Source organism: Mycobacterium intracellulare ATCC 13950, assembly GCF_000277125.1.
Classification (GTDB): domain Bacteria; phylum Actinomycetota; class Actinomycetes; order Mycobacteriales; family Mycobacteriaceae; genus Mycobacterium; species Mycobacterium intracellulare.
On record NC_016946.1, the window covers coordinates 3,956,324 to 3,972,354 of the forward strand.

17 protein-coding genes are annotated in these 16,031 nt (G+C 70.4%); 8 read left to right on the plus strand and 9 right to left on the minus strand.

The features are described 5' to 3' along the window. The first annotated feature begins 7 nt into the window (after positions 1 to 7). Complete coding sequence (locus OCU_RS43075; RefSeq protein ID WP_014380760.1) at positions 8 to 340, plus strand: DUF3140 domain-containing protein; 333 nt, start codon at positions 8 to 10, stop codon at positions 338 to 340. Between the two features lie 135 nt (positions 341 to 475). Beyond that, positions 476 to 1,042 carry a MarR family winged helix-turn-helix transcriptional regulator gene (locus OCU_RS43080; RefSeq protein WP_008259120.1) on the plus strand — a complete coding sequence of 189 codons (567 nt, stop codon included), beginning with the start codon at positions 476 to 478 and terminating at the stop codon, positions 1,040 to 1,042. Between the two features lie 15 nt (positions 1,043 to 1,057). On the opposite strand, the gene OCU_RS43085 is transcribed toward OCU_RS43080, so the two are convergent. Both OCU_RS43085 and fni read right to left on the minus strand, forming a co-directional pair. Beyond that, complete coding sequence (locus OCU_RS43085; RefSeq protein ID WP_008259121.1) at positions 1,058 to 2,308, minus strand: glycosyltransferase; 1,251 nt, start codon at positions 2,306 to 2,308, stop codon at positions 1,058 to 1,060. A gap of 11 nt (positions 2,309 to 2,319) precedes the next feature. Next, the gene (fni, locus tag OCU_RS43090) at positions 2,320 to 3,366 is read right to left on the minus strand and encodes a type 2 isopentenyl-diphosphate Delta-isomerase (RefSeq protein ID WP_014383022.1); all 1,047 of its coding nucleotides are present in this window, start codon (positions 3,364 to 3,366) and stop codon (positions 2,320 to 2,322) included. Between the two features lie 144 nt (positions 3,367 to 3,510). Between fni and OCU_RS43095 the strand changes: the two genes are divergently transcribed. The 4 genes from OCU_RS43095 to OCU_RS43110 all read left to right on the plus strand — a co-directional run bounded on the left by OCU_RS43095 (position 3,511) and on the right by OCU_RS43110 (position 8,069). Further along, the gene (locus tag OCU_RS43095) at positions 3,511 to 5,616 is read left to right on the plus strand and encodes an MMPL family transporter (RefSeq protein ID WP_233425190.1); all 2,106 of its coding nucleotides are present in this window, start codon (positions 3,511 to 3,513) and stop codon (positions 5,614 to 5,616) included. Further along, the gene (locus OCU_RS43100) at positions 5,613 to 6,092 is read left to right on the plus strand and encodes a TspO/MBR family protein (RefSeq protein WP_014380763.1); all 480 of its coding nucleotides are present in this window, start codon (positions 5,613 to 5,615) and stop codon (positions 6,090 to 6,092) included. Before OCU_RS43095 ends, OCU_RS43100 begins: the two co-directional genes overlap by 4 nt. Before the next feature lie 10 nt (positions 6,093 to 6,102). Continuing rightward, the gene (locus OCU_RS43105) at positions 6,103 to 7,431 is read left to right on the plus strand and encodes a cryptochrome/photolyase family protein (RefSeq protein ID WP_014380764.1); all 1,329 of its coding nucleotides are present in this window, start codon (positions 6,103 to 6,105) and stop codon (positions 7,429 to 7,431) included. Positions 7,432 to 7,523: 92 nt separating this feature from the next. Next, positions 7,524 to 8,069 (plus strand): anti-apoptotic protein, encoded by a 546-nt coding sequence (locus OCU_RS43110; RefSeq protein ID WP_014380765.1) that lies wholly within the window; start codon positions 7,524 to 7,526, stop codon positions 8,067 to 8,069. Here OCU_RS43110 and OCU_RS43115 read toward each other — a convergent pair. After that, the gene (locus tag OCU_RS43115) at positions 8,066 to 8,803 is read right to left on the minus strand and encodes an acyltransferase (RefSeq protein ID WP_008259129.1); all 738 of its coding nucleotides are present in this window, start codon (positions 8,801 to 8,803) and stop codon (positions 8,066 to 8,068) included. The two genes, OCU_RS43110 and OCU_RS43115, sit on opposite strands and share 4 nt — an antisense overlap. Before the next feature lie 82 nt (positions 8,804 to 8,885). Between OCU_RS43115 and OCU_RS43120 the strand changes: the two genes are divergently transcribed. Beyond that, a complete protein-coding gene (locus tag OCU_RS43120; RefSeq protein WP_014380766.1) occupies positions 8,886 to 10,220 on the plus strand; it encodes an outer membrane protein assembly factor BamB family protein in 1,335 nt (444 codons plus the stop codon). Between the two features lie 18 nt (positions 10,221 to 10,238). Next, positions 10,239 to 10,625 (plus strand): DUF6264 family protein, encoded by a 387-nt coding sequence (locus OCU_RS43125; RefSeq protein WP_014380767.1) that lies wholly within the window; start codon positions 10,239 to 10,241, stop codon positions 10,623 to 10,625. A gap of 7 nt (positions 10,626 to 10,632) precedes the next feature. Here OCU_RS43125 and OCU_RS43130 read toward each other — a convergent pair whose 3' ends face one another. From OCU_RS43130 to OCU_RS43155, 6 genes are all read right to left on the minus strand, one after another. Next, on the minus strand, positions 10,633 to 11,316 hold the full coding sequence (locus OCU_RS43130; protein WP_014380768.1) for an esterase: 684 nt from the start codon (positions 11,314 to 11,316) through the stop codon (positions 10,633 to 10,635). A gap of 74 nt (positions 11,317 to 11,390) precedes the next feature. After that, the gene (locus OCU_RS43135; RefSeq protein ID WP_193375157.1) at positions 11,391 to 12,629 is read right to left on the minus strand and encodes a THUMP-like domain-containing protein; all 1,239 of its coding nucleotides are present in this window, start codon (positions 12,627 to 12,629) and stop codon (positions 11,391 to 11,393) included. Continuing rightward, positions 12,587 to 13,558, minus strand: coding sequence for a class I SAM-dependent methyltransferase (locus OCU_RS43140; protein ID WP_014380770.1), 972 nt, complete (start codon positions 13,556 to 13,558; stop codon positions 12,587 to 12,589). The genes OCU_RS43135 and OCU_RS43140 overlap by 43 nt, the downstream gene beginning before the upstream one ends. A gap of 10 nt (positions 13,559 to 13,568) precedes the next feature. Continuing rightward, positions 13,569 to 14,333 carry an enoyl-CoA hydratase gene (locus OCU_RS43145; RefSeq protein ID WP_026071263.1) on the minus strand — a complete coding sequence of 255 codons (765 nt, stop codon included), beginning with the start codon at positions 14,331 to 14,333 and terminating at the stop codon, positions 13,569 to 13,571. Next, the gene (locus OCU_RS43150) at positions 14,330 to 15,160 is read right to left on the minus strand and encodes an NUDIX hydrolase (RefSeq protein WP_014380772.1); all 831 of its coding nucleotides are present in this window, start codon (positions 15,158 to 15,160) and stop codon (positions 14,330 to 14,332) included. The genes OCU_RS43145 and OCU_RS43150 overlap by 4 nt, the downstream gene beginning before the upstream one ends. Further along, entirely contained in the window at positions 15,157 to 16,017 is an 861-nt protein-coding gene (locus tag OCU_RS43155; RefSeq protein ID WP_026071262.1) for an ABC transporter ATP-binding protein, read from the minus strand. The genes OCU_RS43150 and OCU_RS43155 overlap by 4 nt, the downstream gene beginning before the upstream one ends. Between the last annotated feature and the right edge of the window lie 14 nt (positions 16,018 to 16,031).

The window sequence follows — 16,031 nt, forward strand, 5'->3', positions numbered from 1 at the left end:
TCATCCGATGACAGAGGACAAGGACACCACCTGGGCCCGCTTCCACGACGCGGTGAACATGACCGCCGGTGAGCTGGAAAAGTGGCTCGCCACAGAAGAGTCGAACGCCGTGGGACAAAAGCAGGGCGAGAGCGAGTCGACCGGTCATGCCAGCGGGCGCCGCATCGTCGAGATACTCAGGGCGAAGCGAAAAGACCTCACCGAGGCCGACTACGCGCACATGCGCAAGGTTGTCGGGTACGCCAAGCGCCATCTGGCGCAACGTCCACAGGGCAACATCGACGAGAGCCCCCGGCGCTACTCGTTGATGAACTGGGGTCACGACCCCGCGAAGTCGTGACACCGCCTCGACCCACCGGCTAAGCCACGATGATCCGGTAGGGGTGCCGTAGGCTGATGGCCACCGACCGGACCGGGGGCCGCGCGCAGCGGTCCCGAACGCTGGTCGGCCTATCTTGCAAGAGGATGCGGGTAAGTGACCAAGCGCGGCGCCGCTGACCGGCGAATGGACCGAGCCGAACTCGAGAAGTTGATGTCGGCGGACATGCGCGCGATCACGGCGCAGTCCGACCGCATCGGCCGGCACTTCGCGCGGCAAAACGAGGTCAGCGGCACCGACTTCCACGCCCTGCTGCACATCATGGTCGCCGAGACTGCCGGAACGCCGTTGACGGCGGCGCAATTGCGGAGGCGCATGGACGTATCGCCCGCCGCCATCACCTATCTCGTGGACCGCATGATCGACGCAGGGCACCTCCGGCGCGAACCGGACCCGCAGGACCGCCGCAAGACGCTGCTGCGCTACGAGAAACCTGGAATGGCGCTGGCGCGCTCATTTTTCACGCCGTTGGGCGCCGAACTGCATACCGCCCTCGCCGAGCTTCCCGACCGCGACTTGGCGGCCGCTCATCGGGTTTTCACGGCGATGATCGAGGCGATGTCCGCCTTCGAATCCACGCTCACCGCACCGGCTCCCAAACGGCCCGCCACCCCCGAGGGGAAGCGCACCCCGGCGAAAGGCCGCGGCGGCGCCGTGCGCTGAGACGCACCGGGCCGGTTAGTGCACCGGGCGCTCGACGGTGCATCCCAACAGCCGCTGCTCGATGAGATCCGCTCCGCGGGCCACACCTCCGGTGGCCGCGAACCCGGCGGCCACCCGTCGCGCACCGTCCGCCATCGTCATTGCCTGACGCACCTTCGCTCTCAGCCGCGCCGGTGTGAGTTTTTTCGCCCTCAGCCGGGTGCCGCAGTGAGCGACCTCCACCCGCCGGGCGACTTCGGCCTGATCGCGGGCGAAGGGAACGACGCAGACCGGTACACCCCGGTCGAGAGCCTTCAGTGTGGTCCCCATTCCGCCATGCGTGATCGCGCAGGCGGCCTTCTCCAGGACGGCGGTGTGCGGCACGAAACGGCATACCGTCGCGTTGTCGGGGCGCGGCAAATCGGTGGGTATGCCCGCCGGAAACGTCGCCACGACGTGCACGTCCTCATCGGCCAGCGCGTGCAAGGCGATTCGCCCCAGCGGTTCGTCGGCCTGCCGCAACGACGACGTGTTCACCAGCACGACGGGCCGGTCGAGGTCATCGATCCAACCCGCTGTCACGGTTTCGGTCGGCTCGAATACGCACGCGCCGATGTGGTGCAACACATCGGGCCATCCCGGATGCCGATACTCGAAAGGCTCGCCTCCGACGGCCAGCAGCAGCGGCGCGCGGCGCATGAAGCCGTCCACCGACGTTACCGGTGGCACCGCCAGCTGCACGCGAATTGCGTTGACGCGCGGCAGCATTGGCCGGTCGAACAGGTACCTCACGATCGGGCGTACCGTGGCGTCCCGCAGGTCACCGACGACGCCCGGCAGAGGCCGCAGCCCGGGACCGAACGGCGGCACGCCCCGGGAGCGCAGGTACGGGGTGAACGGCGAAAACAGCGACCACGGAATCTCCCCGGCGTCTGCGGCCGACAAGGCGCCCCAACAATTCGCGTCCACGATGACCGCATCCGGCCGAACCTCGGCCACGGCCCGACGCAGGTCGTCGACCTCGAACACCGCTCGCCGGCACAGCACGTCGACCGACGAGGTCAAGACCTCCAAGGCGTTTCGCGCCCGCCAGTCCTTCCCGGCAATCGCCTCGATTCGCGGATCGACGGGCGCGGCGTGCACGCCAACCGAGCGCATCGTCGAGACGCCGCCCGCCATGGTGCGCACATGAACGTCGTGACCCCGCCGGGCGAGTTCGGCCAGCAGGGCGCCGACCGGCAGCAGATGTCCGAGTGCCGGCGAGCCGTACGCCAGGATGACAGCCACGTCGCGCGAAGCTACGTCTCGCGGACGAGGTCGACGTCGCGCAGCGCCGCGAGGTTTGCCGCACCGCAGCCGTGCAGGCATACCCGAAGCTCATCGATGAACGGCTGCAGCCAATCCACCACCGCCGCAGTGGATTCGATCGCGGCCGGCAGCAGCGGCCGGGCCACCGCCACGACGTCGGCCCCCAGGGCGATCGCCTTGGCCGCGTCCATCCCGGTTCGAATGCCACCGGACGCCACCAGCGGGATCTCCGGCAGCGCCTCGCGCACCTCCACGACCGCACGCGCGGTGGGGATTCCCCAGTCGGCCAACTCCGGATGGCGCAGTTCGCCGTAACGCACGAACTGTTCGACCCGCGACCACGACGTGCCGCCGGCGCCCGCCACGTCGATTCCGGCAACCGGAAGCGTGCCGTCGGCCCCAAGGAGTTCGGCCACCGCGGCGCCGCCGATCCCGTGGCCGACCTCCTTGAGCAACACGGGGTAGCCGAGGGCGTCGGCCGCTTCGCGCAGCCGGTCCACCGAGCCGGAGAAGTCGGTGTCGCCGTTGTGTTGCATCGCTTCCTGCAACGGATTGGTATGCACGGCAAGCGCGTCGGCGCCCACCCGATCGAGGGCCTTGGCCAGGTCCGGCACGGCCGCCTTCGCCAGCTGGGATAGCCCAATGTTGCCGAACAGCAACGCATCTGGGGCGACGTCGCGAACCGTGAAGCTGTCCGCGGCGCAGTCCCCCAGCGCGCTGTCGAGCATGATGCGCTGCGAGCCGAGCATCATGCCGACGCCGAGCTGTTGGGCGGCGGCCGCCAGATTGCGGTTGATCGTCCCGGACAACTCTGCGCCCCCGGTCATCGCGCCGATGAGGATCGGAGAGCGCAGGTTGGCACCGAAAAACGTGGTGGACATGTCGATGTCGCCCAGGCTGGTCTGCGTGAGCGCGTTGTAGGGCAGGTGATACCGGTCCAGGCCGGTGCTGACCCCGGCATAACCGACCGGCTCGCTCAGGCACACGTCGATGTGCCGCCGCTTGCGATTCTTCATCGCGCCACGGTCAGCGGTCATCGCCGGCAAGCCTCGCGTCCATCAATGTCTCCGCATCGCGTCCATAATGTTCATAGTGCCCCCTTTCGCGCAGCGCTATGCCGACTCCGTGGTGCTGCGTCGTTTCAGTTGATTAATGTTTAACTGACTGAAAGGGTTGTGTTCGTGGTGTGGGAGCCCTTGGCCACCGCTGTGACGGGTCGACGTTCGTGGCTGCTCGCGCTGGTCGCGGCCCTGCTGGGGGTCGGTTTCATGGTTCTCATCGGCGAGAACGCGGCGGCGGGCCAGTCACCGAAATCGCTGCCCGACGACTCCGCGTCGGCCGAGGTGGACGCGCTGTCGCGGCAGTTCCCCGGCGGCGACCGCGCCCCGGTGATTGTCGTGGTCAGCCGGACCGACGGCGCGGTGCTCAGCCCCTCGGACGTTTCGGCCGCACGCGCGGCCCGCGATCGGGCCCAGGCCGCCGCGCCGCCCGGCGGGGATGGCGCGGCGCCCGCGCTGCCGTCGACCGACGGGAAGGCCGCCTCGGGCATCGTGCCGATCAGCGGCGGCCTGTCGGGGCTTGACCTCGACCGCACGGTCACGGCGCTGCGCACGGCCGCGGCGAGCGGACTGCCCACGGATCTGCAGGTGCACGTCACGGGCGGGCCGGCGTTCGGCGCCGACATCGCCAGCGCCTTCACCAACGCCAACATCACCTTGCTCGCCGTGACGACGTCGGTGGTGGCGCTGCTGCTGATCGCCACGTACCGGTCCCCGGTGCTGTGGCTGGTCCCCTTGCTCGTCGTCGGATTCGCCGACCGGGTCGCCGCCGCGGTCGGTACGGCGGTGGCGTCGCTGACCGGGCTGAGCTTCGACGGCGCCACCTCGGGCATCACCAGCGTGCTGGTGTTCGGGGCGGGCACCAATTACGCGCTGTTGTTGATCTCCCGGTATCGCCAAGAGCTACGGCGCCATTCCGGGCACCGCGTCGCGCTGCGGCACGCCGTGCGCCGCGCGGGGCCGGCCATCGTTGCCAGCAATGCCACCGTGGTGCTGGCGCTGCTCACGCTGCTGTTCGCGGCCACTCCGAGCACACGCAGTCTGGGCGCGCTGGCGGCGTGCGGCCTCGTGGTCGCCGCGGTGTCGGTGCTGGTCATCCTGCCGCCGATGCTGGCCGTGTGCGGCCGCCGATTGTTCTGGCCGTTCATCCCGCACGCCGACGACGCCGAGGACCGGGATTCCGGTGCCTGGCGGCGCATCGCGGAATCGGTCGCACGCCGTCCCGCGCTGGTTGCGGTGGTAGCGATCGCGGTGCTGGCCGCCCTGGGCACGGGCTTGTGGGGGACCCGGATCGGGCTGTCGCAGACCGAGCAGTTCCGCGTGCGCGCGGATTCGGTGTCCGGTTACACCGTGGTGGCCGAACACTTCCCGGCCGGCCTGGCCAACCCGACGCTGGTTGTCGCGCCCACCGCCCACGCGTCGTCGGTGCGGCAGGCGATCGGGGCCACGCCCGGCGTCGTCTCGGTGACCGAGTCCGGCCGCTCGGAAACGGGGCTGACGAAGTGGTCGGTGGTGATCGACGCACCGCCGTCGTCCGACCGGGCGTTCGGCATCGTTGCCGCACTGCGGGATTCGACCCGGGCCGCCGACCCCGGCGCGCTGGTGGGCGGCGCCGACGCGCAGGCCCTCGACGTCCGGGACGCGGCCGCGCATGACCGCGTGCTGCTGATCCCGGCGATCCTGGCCGTCATCCTGGTCGTCCTGTATGCGTTGCTGCGATCCGCCCTCGCGCCGCCGACCCTGCTGGCCGCGACGATTCTGGGTGCCCTGGCCGCGTTGGGCATGGGCGGCTGGGCGAGCATCCATATCTTCGGTTTTCCGGCACTGGACAACACCACCCCGCTGTTCGCCTTCCTGTTCTTGGCCGCCCTCGGCGTGGACTACACCATCTTTCTGGTCACCCGCGCCCGCGAGGAGGCCGCACGGCACGGCGCGCGCGATGGGATGGTGCGCGCGGTGTCGGCGACCGGAGGCGTAATCACCAGCGCGGGAATCGTTTTGGCCGCCGTGTTCTGCGTGCTCGGGGTGCTGCCGTTGATCGTCCTGACGCAGTTGGGGATCATCGTCGGCCTGGGCATCCTGCTCGACACCTTCGTGGTGCGCACCCTGGTCATCCCGGCGTTGTTCGCCCTCATCGGCGACCGAATCTGGTGGCCCACCAGCCCCGCCAATACCGAACCCGTTGAACAACAAGCGGATCAGGCCCAACGCGAACGGAGCACGCCGTGAACAAATCGATCTTAGGTGCGACGGCCCTGGGCGTCGCCGCGGCCGCCGCCGCCGGCAGCGTCGCCAGCGCCAACGCCGCCTCGCCGTGGTACGCGCGGCTTCGCAAGCCCGCGTACCAGCCGCCGCGCGCCGCCTTCCCCGTCGCGTGGACCACGCTCTACGCGGACATCGCGGTCACGTCGGCGGTGGCCATCGACCGGTTTCGCGCCACCGGGCGCCATGACCAGGCGCGCAGCTACGCCGCTGCCCTGGTAGTGAATCTGCTCCTCAACGCCGGGTGGAGCTGGCTCTTCTTTCGGTACCACAAGCTCGGTGCGGCCGCGGTCGGTGCCGCGGCGCTGACGGCCAGCAGCGCCGACCTGGTGAGGCGCACCGCGCAAGCCGGCCCGCGGGGCGGGCCGGCGCTACTGCCCTACCCGATGTGGTGCGGCTTCGCGACCGTCCTGTCCACCCACATCTGGCGGCTCAACCGTTAGGGGTCGAATCATGCCCGCCCTGTTGTGGTTTCGCCGCGATCTGCGGTTGCGTGACCATCCGGCGCTGCTCGCCGCGGCCGAGGGGGGCGAGGTGCTCGCCTGCTTTGTGCTCGATCCGCGGCTGGAAAGCTCGTCGGGACAGCGCCGGCTGCAGTTCCTGGGTGACTCGCTGCGGCGGCTGCGCGCGGACCTCGACGGGCGGCTGCTCGTCACCCGCGGGCGGCCCGACACCCAGATTCCCCGCATCGCCAAGGAGATCGGCGCGACGTCGGTGCACATCTCGGAGGACTTCGCGCCGTTCGGCACGCGCCGCGACGAACGGGTGCGCGCCGCACTGGGCGCGGTCCCGCTGGTGGCGACCGGCTCGCCGTACCTCGTCTCGCCCGGACGCGTCACCAAGCCGGACGGCTCCCCGTACCAGGTGTTCACACCGTTTCTGCGGCAGTGGCACAAAGTCGGCTGGCGGGCCCCGGCCACATCGGGCGCCGCGTCCGCGCGCTGGCTCGATCCTGCGCGCCTGCGAGTCGAGCCCTGCGAAATCCCCGACCCCGGTGTCTCGCTCGATGTCGCCGCCGGCGAGGCGGCGGCGCGCGCCCAGTGGAAGTCCTTCCTCGACAACGGATTGAGAAGCTACGCCGACGACCGCAACAGGCCCGACCTGCGCGGCACCAGCCGGATGTCGGCGCACCTGAAATTCGGCACCGTCCACCCCCGCACCCTGGCCGCCGACCTGGACCTGCGCGGCGGCGGGGCGCAGGCGTACCTGCGGGAGTTGGCTTTCCGCGATTTCTACGCCGACGTGCTGCACCACTGGCCCGCGAGCGCGTGGCGCAACTGGAACAAAGATTTCGACGGCATCCCGACCGACTCCGGCGCCGAGGCCGAGCGCCGCTTCGCGGCGTGGAAGGCCGGTGAGACCGGTTTTCCCTTCGTCGACGCCGGGATGCGGCAGCTGCGCGAGACGGGGTTCATGCACAACCGGGTGCGGATGAGCGTCGCGTCGTTTCTGGTCAAGGACCTACATCTGCCGTGGCAGTGGGGCGCCGAATGGTTTCTGGACCAGCTCGTGGACGGGGACATGGCGAACAACCAGCACGGCTGGCAGTGGTGTGCGGGCTGCGGCACCGATGCCGCGCCCTACTTCCGGGTGTTCAACCCGACGACACAGGGCGAAAAGTTCGACCCCACAGGCGATTACATCCGCCGCTGGGTGCCCGAGCTGCGCTCGGCCGATGACGCGCACCTGCGCAGGGGCCGGCGGCCGGACAACTACCCGCAGCCCATCGTCGACCACGCCGCCGAACGGGCCGAAGCGCTGCGGCGCTATCAGAGCATCTGATCTCGGCGCTCGTTTGCCCAATCGTGCACCCGTAGCCGATGGGCATGCCATGATCGGCCGATTCAGCTGGTCAAGCCATTCGGGAGGCGACAATGACCGTCATCTGTGCGCTGCCGGTTTCGTGCGCTGCCGCCGGCCTCATCACCGCCGTCGCGGGCTGTTCCTGCTCGATCGGTTCGTCGCACGCGGTGAGCAGGAGCGAGGTCGCCGGCCAAATCTCCGCGAAGATGACCGACGCCGCGGGCAACAAGCCCGAGTCGGTGAACTGCCCGAACGACCTGCCCGCAACCCTCGGCGCGCAGGTGACCTGCGAAATGAAGGTCAAGAACCGGCCGTTCGGCGTCAACGTCACGGTCACCAGCGTCGAGGGCGGCGACGTCAAGTTCGACATGGTGGAGATGGTCGGCAAGGAGCAGGTCGCCGCCGCGATCAGCACCCAGCTCGGCCAGCGGGTGGGCAGAAAGCCGGACTCGGTGACCTGCCCCGACAATCTGAGAGGCGTTGCGGGCGCGACACTTCGGTGTCAGCTCACCGACCGCGGCCAGAAATACGGCGTGCTGGTGACCGTCACGAACGTCGCCGCGGGCGACGTCAACTTCCATTTCAAGGTCGACGACCGGCCGCAACCGGACAGCTAGCGGGAGGCCTTTTTCCGTTCGATGTCGGCCAGGGCGGCGGCGAGTTCGGCACGCTGCGCGGCCGAGCTCTCCCAGGCGAGCTGGCGGTTCTTGACAACCTTGGCCGGCGCGCCGACCGCGATCGAGTAGTCCGGAATCACCCCGCGCACCACCGCATGCGATCCCAGCACGCAACCGCGCCCGACCGACGTGCCCCGCAGCACCGACACCTTGACCCCCACCCAGGTGTCCGGGCCGATCCGCACCGGGGACTTGACGATGCCCTGGTCCTTGATGGGCATGTCGATGTTGTCCATGCGGTGGTCGAAATCGCAGACGTAGCACCAGTCGGCCATCAGGACCGAATCGCCGAGCTCGATGTCGAGGTAGGCGTTGATGACGTTGTCGCGGCCCAGCACCACCTTGTCGCCGAACCGCAGCGAACCCTCGTGCGCGCGGATGGTGTTCTTGTCACCGATGTGGACCCAGCGCCCGATCTCGAGCTGCGCGAGCTCGGGCGTGGCATGGATTTCCACACCCTTGCCGAGAAAGACCATGCCGCGGGTGATGATGTGCGGGTTGGCCAGCTTGAACTTCAGTAACCGCCAGTAGCGCACCAGGTACCACGGGGTGTATGCGCGGTTGCGCAGCACCCACTTCAGCGAGGCCAGCGTGAGGAACCTGGCCTGGCGCGGGTCGCGCAGGTTCGATCCACGCCAGCGGCGATGGACCGGGGCGCCCCACATGCTCGTCATGGCCGGAAAGCCTAGTCGAGAGCCCAAGCGATACCCTCACGTGTACTCGACCGCCGCACCTGCGCACGCCCTGGGGAAGGACTTGGAAACCGACGTGCTTGCCCGACACCTCGTCAGTGGGCTTCGGCGTTGCTCATCCGCGCTGCTGGCGGCGGCGCTCGTGGCCGGGGTCGGCGGCTGCGGCACCACCGACTCGTGGGTGGACGCATCGGCCGCACAAGGCTGGCCGGCGCAATACGCCGACGCCGCCAACACCAGCTACACCCCCACCGGCGGGGCCACCAAGCTGTCGTTGCAGTGGACCCGGTCGGTCAAGGGGAGCCTGGCCGCCGGACCGGCGCTGAGCGCGCGAGGCTATCTGGCACTGAACGCCCAGACCTCGGCGGGTTGTTCGCTGATGGAGTGGGAGAACAACCACAACGGACGCCAGCGCTGGTGTGTGCGGTTGTTCCAGGGCGGCGGCTTCGGCGGGCCGCTGCTCGACGGCTTCGACAACCTCTACGTCGGCCAGCCCGGCGCCTTCCTGTCGTTCCCGGTGACGCAGTGGACGCGGTGGCGCCAGCCGGTGATCGGCATGCCCACGACGCCGCGGTTCCTCGGTAGCGGCGAGTTACTCGTCGCCACGCACCTGGGGCAGGTGCTGGTTTTCGACTCACATCGCGGCCAGGTGGTGAGCAGCCCGCTCGATCTGGTGGACGGCATCGATCCCACCGATGCGACGCGCGGGCTCGCCGACTGCGCGCCGGCGCGCCAGGGCTGCCCGGTGGCGGCGGCCCCCGCCTTCTCGGCCGCCAACGGGATGGCGGTGCTCGGCGTCTGGCAGCCGGGGGCACCGGCCGCTGTGCTGGTGGGCCTGAAGTACCACCCCGGGCAGACGCCGCTGCTGACCAAGGAGTGGACCAGCGACGCCGTGGGCGCCGGCGCCATCGCCAGCCCGGTGCTCTCGGCCGACGGGTCGACCGTCTACGTCAACGGCCGCGACGAACGCCTGTGGGCGCTGCGCACAGCGGACGCGAAGGTGAAGTGGTCGGCGCCGCTGGGATTTCTGGCGCAGACTCCCCCGGCGATCACCCCGCAGGGGCTGATCGTCTCCGGTGGCGGGCCCGACACGCGGCTCGTCGCGTTCAAGGACGCCGGCGATCACGCCGACCAGGTGTGGCGCCGCGACGACGCCGTCCCCCTGTCGTCGTCGAGCCTCGCGGGCGCCGGGGTCGGCTACACGGTGGTCGGCGGACCGCCCGCCAACGGCGCCCCCGGGATGTCGGTGCTGGTCTTCGATCCCGGTGACGGCCACACGCTGAACAGCTATCCGCTGCCGGCGGCCACCGGGTATCCGCTCGGGGTTGCGGTCGGCACCGACCGGCGGGTGGTGGCCGCCACCAGCGACGGCCAGGTCTACGGTTTCGCGCCGGCCTGACCGGGACATACTCCTTAGGTGCCGATCGACGACCCCACAGCGCAGGACGCCGCGACCACCACGGCGGAGGGCCGGCGCGCGAGCACCGCGGACATCGTGGCGACGCTCGTCCTGCTGGTCATCCATGGCGGCCTCTACGGGGCGACCTTTGTGGTCCTGGGCCTGCTGGTGATGAGCACCGACCCGTGCAGCTATCAGAAGTGCGGCGATCCCGCCTGGATCGACCGGGCCATGAACCTGGGCACCTGGGGCGGGGCCGCCCTCTTGGTCGCCGACGTCGTGGTCGCCGTGTACCTGCTGGTGCGCGGGAGGAGGGCCTTCTTCGTCCCGATCATCGGTTGCCTCGCCCAGGTGGCGCTGGCGGCGCTGGCCGTGGCGATGGAATTGCGGGCCGGGCCGGTCTGAGCCGTGGTCAGATTGCCAGCGGCGGGATCGCGTTGCGCGGCACCTGGGCCTGGGCGGGCCCCCCGAACGCCGGCAGCATCTCGCCCGGGGCGAAGTAGAAGATCAGCTGATCGTCGGTGATGGCGAAATTCTGATAGTGCGACGGATCATGGCCCGTCGACGGCAAAATCGCGGCGCCCAAAGGGGTTTGACGTTCCAGGTCGCGCTGCACGATCGGGAAGATGGCGTCCAGCGGCGTCGTCCCCGGTGGGAACAGGGTGTCGAAGGTGATGGGCTGCTTCGTCCCGAGGTTGTAGTTGAACGCCTTGTACCAGATCGACGACCGCGTTCCCCCGACGTCCTGGAAGAACTTGAGCACCACGCTGCGGGTGTTGTGCGGCGGCTGACCGGCGCTGTGCTGGTCGGTGGTGGCCTCCAGCTGGTACGGCTGGTCGCGCCCCCCGGAACTCTGCGCGACGTTGACGAAGCCGTCCCGGTTCTGGGTGATGTAGTCGGTCAGCGCCTGTTGATCCGGGTAGTCGGTGGGAAACGTCATGGTGAGCATGTAGTTGGGGCCGGTGGCGTGCACGCGGCACATCTGGCCGGCCTCGACGCTGCCGCCGAGGCTCGCGCACGACGGCGGCTCGGCGGCGGCCGGCCAGCCCAACAACACCGCCGTTGCGAGCAGCGCAGCGGCTATCAGATAACGCATCGTGGAATTGTCCTCGCAAACTAGCCAGGGCGGGGGTGCGACCGGAAAAGTAACCGCCGCCAGCGTACCCGGCGCTACCGGGACGCCCGGCAAACGAACGCCGTCGCGCGCCCCGAGGTTCCCGACCCGATCCGGGTGATGACCGTCGACAGCGGCCGGCGGCCCCGCAGCCGCATCCGTTTGCGCAGCGCGTCGGGGTCGACCCGCACCCCGCGGACCAATACCTCCAGCGACCCGCAGTCCAGCGCCGAGAGCGCCTGCCGCAGCCGTCGTTCGTCGAAGACCAGCTGCTCGATCACCTCGAAGCCCCGCACCCCGGCCGGCAGCCGATCACCCGAGAGGTAGGCGATGTCGGGATCGAGCTGCCACAGCCCGTGCCGCGCGCCGTAGTGGCGCACCAGCCCGGCCCGGACCACGGCGCCGTCCGGGTCGACGATCCACCGCCCGACCGGGCGCACGCCGCAGTCGTCGGGGTCGGCGTCGGTGACCTGTTCGCCGCGGTCGAGGACGCTCGCCCGCCGGGTGACGCCGGGCCGCGCCAATCCCGACGACCACAGGCAGGCTTCCCGAACCGAGCCGCGATAGGACGTCACCTCGATCTCTCCGTCGAAGCCCAGCCGCCGCACCTCGTCGAAATCGATTCCCGGAGCGCACTTTACGACAAAATCCCGGCCTCGATACGCGTCCAGCAACGCGGCCAGGCCGGGCTGATAGTCGTCGATGCGCAGGCGCCGCCGACCCTCGGCGCGGCGCGCCGGATCGACGACGAGCACGGCATCGCGGGTCACCGGGTGCAGCGCGTCGGCGCGGCAGAGCCCCGCCGCCCCCACGTTGTGGCGGGCCATGGCCAGCCGCACGGCGTCGACGTCGCTGCCCACCGTCGTGATCCCGCGGCCGCGCAGCGCGGCCAGCTCGGTGCCGATCGAACACGTCGCGTCGTGCACGACGGCGTCCGCGGCGGCCTCGGCCAGCCGCCCGGCCCGGTGCACCGCCACCGGCGCGGCGGTGGCTTGCTGCAGCGCCTCGTCGGTGAACAGCCAGTCCGACACGGCGCACCCCAGCCCGCTCAGTTTCTCCGCGGCGCGGCGGCGCAACAGGACCGTCTCCACCAGCACCGCCGCCCGCTCACCGAAGCGGGCGCGGGTCGCGGCGACGTCGGCGACCCGGGTGGCGTCCGTCAGCTCGAGTTCGGCGACGGCCGCCAGCGCCGCGGCGCCGGCTTGCGACCGCAGGTAGCCGACGTCGTCGGCGCTGAACCGCAGCCCACCGCTCAGGAGGGTTTGACCCCGGTCACCATCACGTTGTAGAACCAGCCCTTCGGCACCACGCGCCGCCACACATTGGCATCCGCCCAGCTCAGGGCCTTCCAGCCGTTGAACGCGAATTTCGCCCAGCCCCAGCCCAGCCGCCCGGCCGGCACCGACGCCTCGAAGGTGCGCACCGGCCAGCCGAACATCGCGGCGGTGAACTCCTCGCTGACGGTCCGCACCTCGGTGGCGCCGGCGTTGGCGGCCATCCGCTCGAGGTCACCGGGGGTGAAGGTGTGCAGGTCGACGATGGCCTCCAGCGCCGCGGCGCGGGAGGATTCGTCGAGCTCGGCCTGCGGGCGCCGCCAGCTGCCCAGGCCCGGCAGCTTGGTGACGTTGGTGGCGATCCGCCAGGTCAGCGTGGACAGCTCGCGGGCGTAGACGTCGCCGGCGCTGGTCGGTTCGCCGGCGAAGACGAACCGCCCGCCCGGGCGCAGCACCCGGATCACCTCGCGCAGCGAAAGCTCGACATCGGGTATGTGGTGCAGCACGGCGTGCCCGACGACCAAATCGAAGGTGTTGTCCTCATACGGGATGCCCTCGGCGTCGGCCACCCGGCCGTCGATGTCCAGGCCCAGGGACTGCCCGTTGCGGGTGGCGACCTTGACCATGCCCGGCGACAGGTCGGTCACCGACCCGCGGCGAGCGACCCCGGACTGGATCAGATTCAGCAGGAAAAACCCTGTGCCGCAGCCCAATTCGAGGGCCCGGTCGTAGGGCAACTCACGCAGCACCGAGTCGGGCACGATGGCGTCGAAACGGCCCCGCGCGTAGTCGATGCAGCGCTGGTCATAGGAGATCGACCACTTCTCGTCGTAGGTTTCGGCCTCCCAGTCGTGATAGAGCACCTGGGCCAGCTTGCTGTCGTGCCGGGCGGCCTCCACCTGCTCGGCGGTGGCGTGGGGCGTCGGAACGGCGTCGGTCGAACTCGTCATGCAGGGCAGCCTAACGGCCGCCGGGATCCGCCCGATCGCCACCGCCCTGACCAGCGGAAAACACCTCCGCGTAGCGGCGGCGTTCGGCGGCGAGCCGCTCGGCGCGCTCCAGGTCGAACACGTCGTTGATCCCGGCCTTGGCGGCGGCCAGCGCGTGCCGGGGGCCGTCGAGGAAACGGCGCGCCCATCGTGCGGCGGCGTCGTAGACGTCGTCGGGCGCCACCATCTCGTCGATGAGGCCCAGCGCCAGGGCTTCCTCGGCGTCGAAGAATCGCCCGCTGAACACCAGTTCCTTGGCCTTGCTCACCCCGGCGGCCCGGGTCAGGCGGGCCATCGCGTCGCCGCCGGGCACCAGGCCGGCCAGGATTTCGGTCGCGCCGAACTTCACGTTGTCCCCGCTGATGCGCCAATCGGCGGCCAGCGCCAGCGTGAGCCCCGCGCCCAGCGCGTATCCGGTGATCGCGGCCACGGTCGGCTTGGGGATGGCCGCCACCGCGTCGATGGCCTCCTGCCGGACCCGGGCCGCGGTCTCGGCTTCGGCGCCCCGCAGCGTCCGCAGTTCGGGCATGTCGTCGCCGGCCGAGAAGATCTCGTGGCCGCCGAACAGGATCACGACGGCGACGTCGTCCCGGCGCCCCAGTTCCTCGACCGCGGCGATGACCTCCCGGTAGACCTGGCGGGTCATCGCGTTCGTCGGTGGCCGCGACAGCAGCAGCATGGCCAGGCCGGCGTCCTGCGAGCCGTCGCTGACCACGACGCTGACGAACTCGCTCAATGCCGCCACCCCAGCCCGCCGGCTTCCCGCGCCTGGTGGTAGCGGTCGGAATCGAAGAACTCGAAAACCCAGTTGTCGCCCTGGATTTCGAGGTGCGGCTGCACCGGCACGATCTGGCGCTCCACTGCCAGCACCTCGGCGACGGTCCGCCCGGCCAGCGAGTCCAGCTGCGTCCACGTCGGCGGCAGCAAAAAGCTGCGTCCGGCCGCGAAGTCCTCGATCGCCGCCTCCGGCGTCGTCCAGCCCGCCCGGTCGGATTCGGTGTTCTCGCCGTCGGCGCGCTGCCCCTTCGGCAGGGCGCCCACGAAGAAATAGGTGTCGTAGCGCCGCGTGCGCTCGGCCTCCGGGGTGACCCAGTTGGCCCACGGCCGCAACAGGTCCGAGCGCAGCTCCAGGTTCTCCCGCCGCAGGAAATCCGCGAACGACAACGTCCCGTCGGCCAGCGCCCGGCGGGCGTCGCCGTACACCGACGCGTCGCCAACGATACTGTCCGGCGCCGAACGGCCCCGGCCCGCCGGCCCCGCGAACAGCACCCCCGATTCCTCGAACGTCTCGCGGGCCGCGGCGCAGACCAGCGCCTCGGCCAGGTCGGGTTCGATGCCGAAGCGCTGCGCCCACCACTCCGGCGGCGGTCCGGCCCAGGCGATGTCGGCGTTGCGGTCGCGGTCGTCGACGCCGCCTCCGGGGAACACCATCGTCCCGGCCGCGAACTCCATCTTGGCGTGCCGCCGCATCAGGAAGACGCCCAGTCCCGGACCCGTGTCTCGGACCAGCATCACGGTCGCCGCCGGCCTGGGGACCAGCGGGGCTTCCTCGGGTGACGTCATAGTTGCCTCCGGTGGGCTGCGCGGGTGCGGACTCGCCGCGCGAAGTAGCGCCCGTCGACGACGTCGAGGGCGATCGCTTGGCCGAACGCGGTGGACAGATTCTCCGCGGTCAGCACGTCGGTGAGCAATCCCGCGGCCACCACCCGACCTTCCGCGAGCAGCATGCAGTGACTGAACCCGGGCGGGATCTCCTCGACGTGGTGCGTGACCAGCACCAGGGCGGGGGCGTCGGGGTCGGCGGCCAGGTCGGCCAGCCGCGCCACCAGTTCCTCGCGGCCGCCCAGGTCCAGGCCGGCGGCGGGTTCGTCGAGCAGCAGCAGTTCGGGGTCGGTCATTAGCGCGCGGGCAATCAGCACCCGCTTGCGCTCGCCCTCCGACAGTGTGCCGTAGGTGCGGTCCGCCAGATGCTCCGCGCCCAGGCTCTCCAGCATGTCGATCGCCCGGCGGTAGTCGACGTCTTCGTAGCGCTCGCGCCAGCGGCCCAGGACCGCGTAGCCGGCCGAGACCACGAGATCGCGCACCACCTCGTCGCCGGGGACGCGCTGCGCCAACGCCGAGGAACTGAGGCCGATGCGGGAACGCAACTCCGTCACGTCGACCCGGCCCAGCCGCTCACCGAGCACGAAAGCCACGCCGGACGAGGGATGTTCGGCGGCCGCGGCGATCCGCAGCAGCGAGGTTTTGCCCGCCCCGTTGGGCCCGACGATGACCCAGCGCTCGTCGAGTTCGACCGCCCAATCCAACGGCCCGACCAGGACGTTGCCGCCGCGCTGCAGCGCCACCTCGCGCAATTCGATCAGCAGATCGGGGTCGGCTGCCTCGCTTCCGTTTTCGGGCACCCGACCATGGTGCCGTATGCCCATCGGATCGA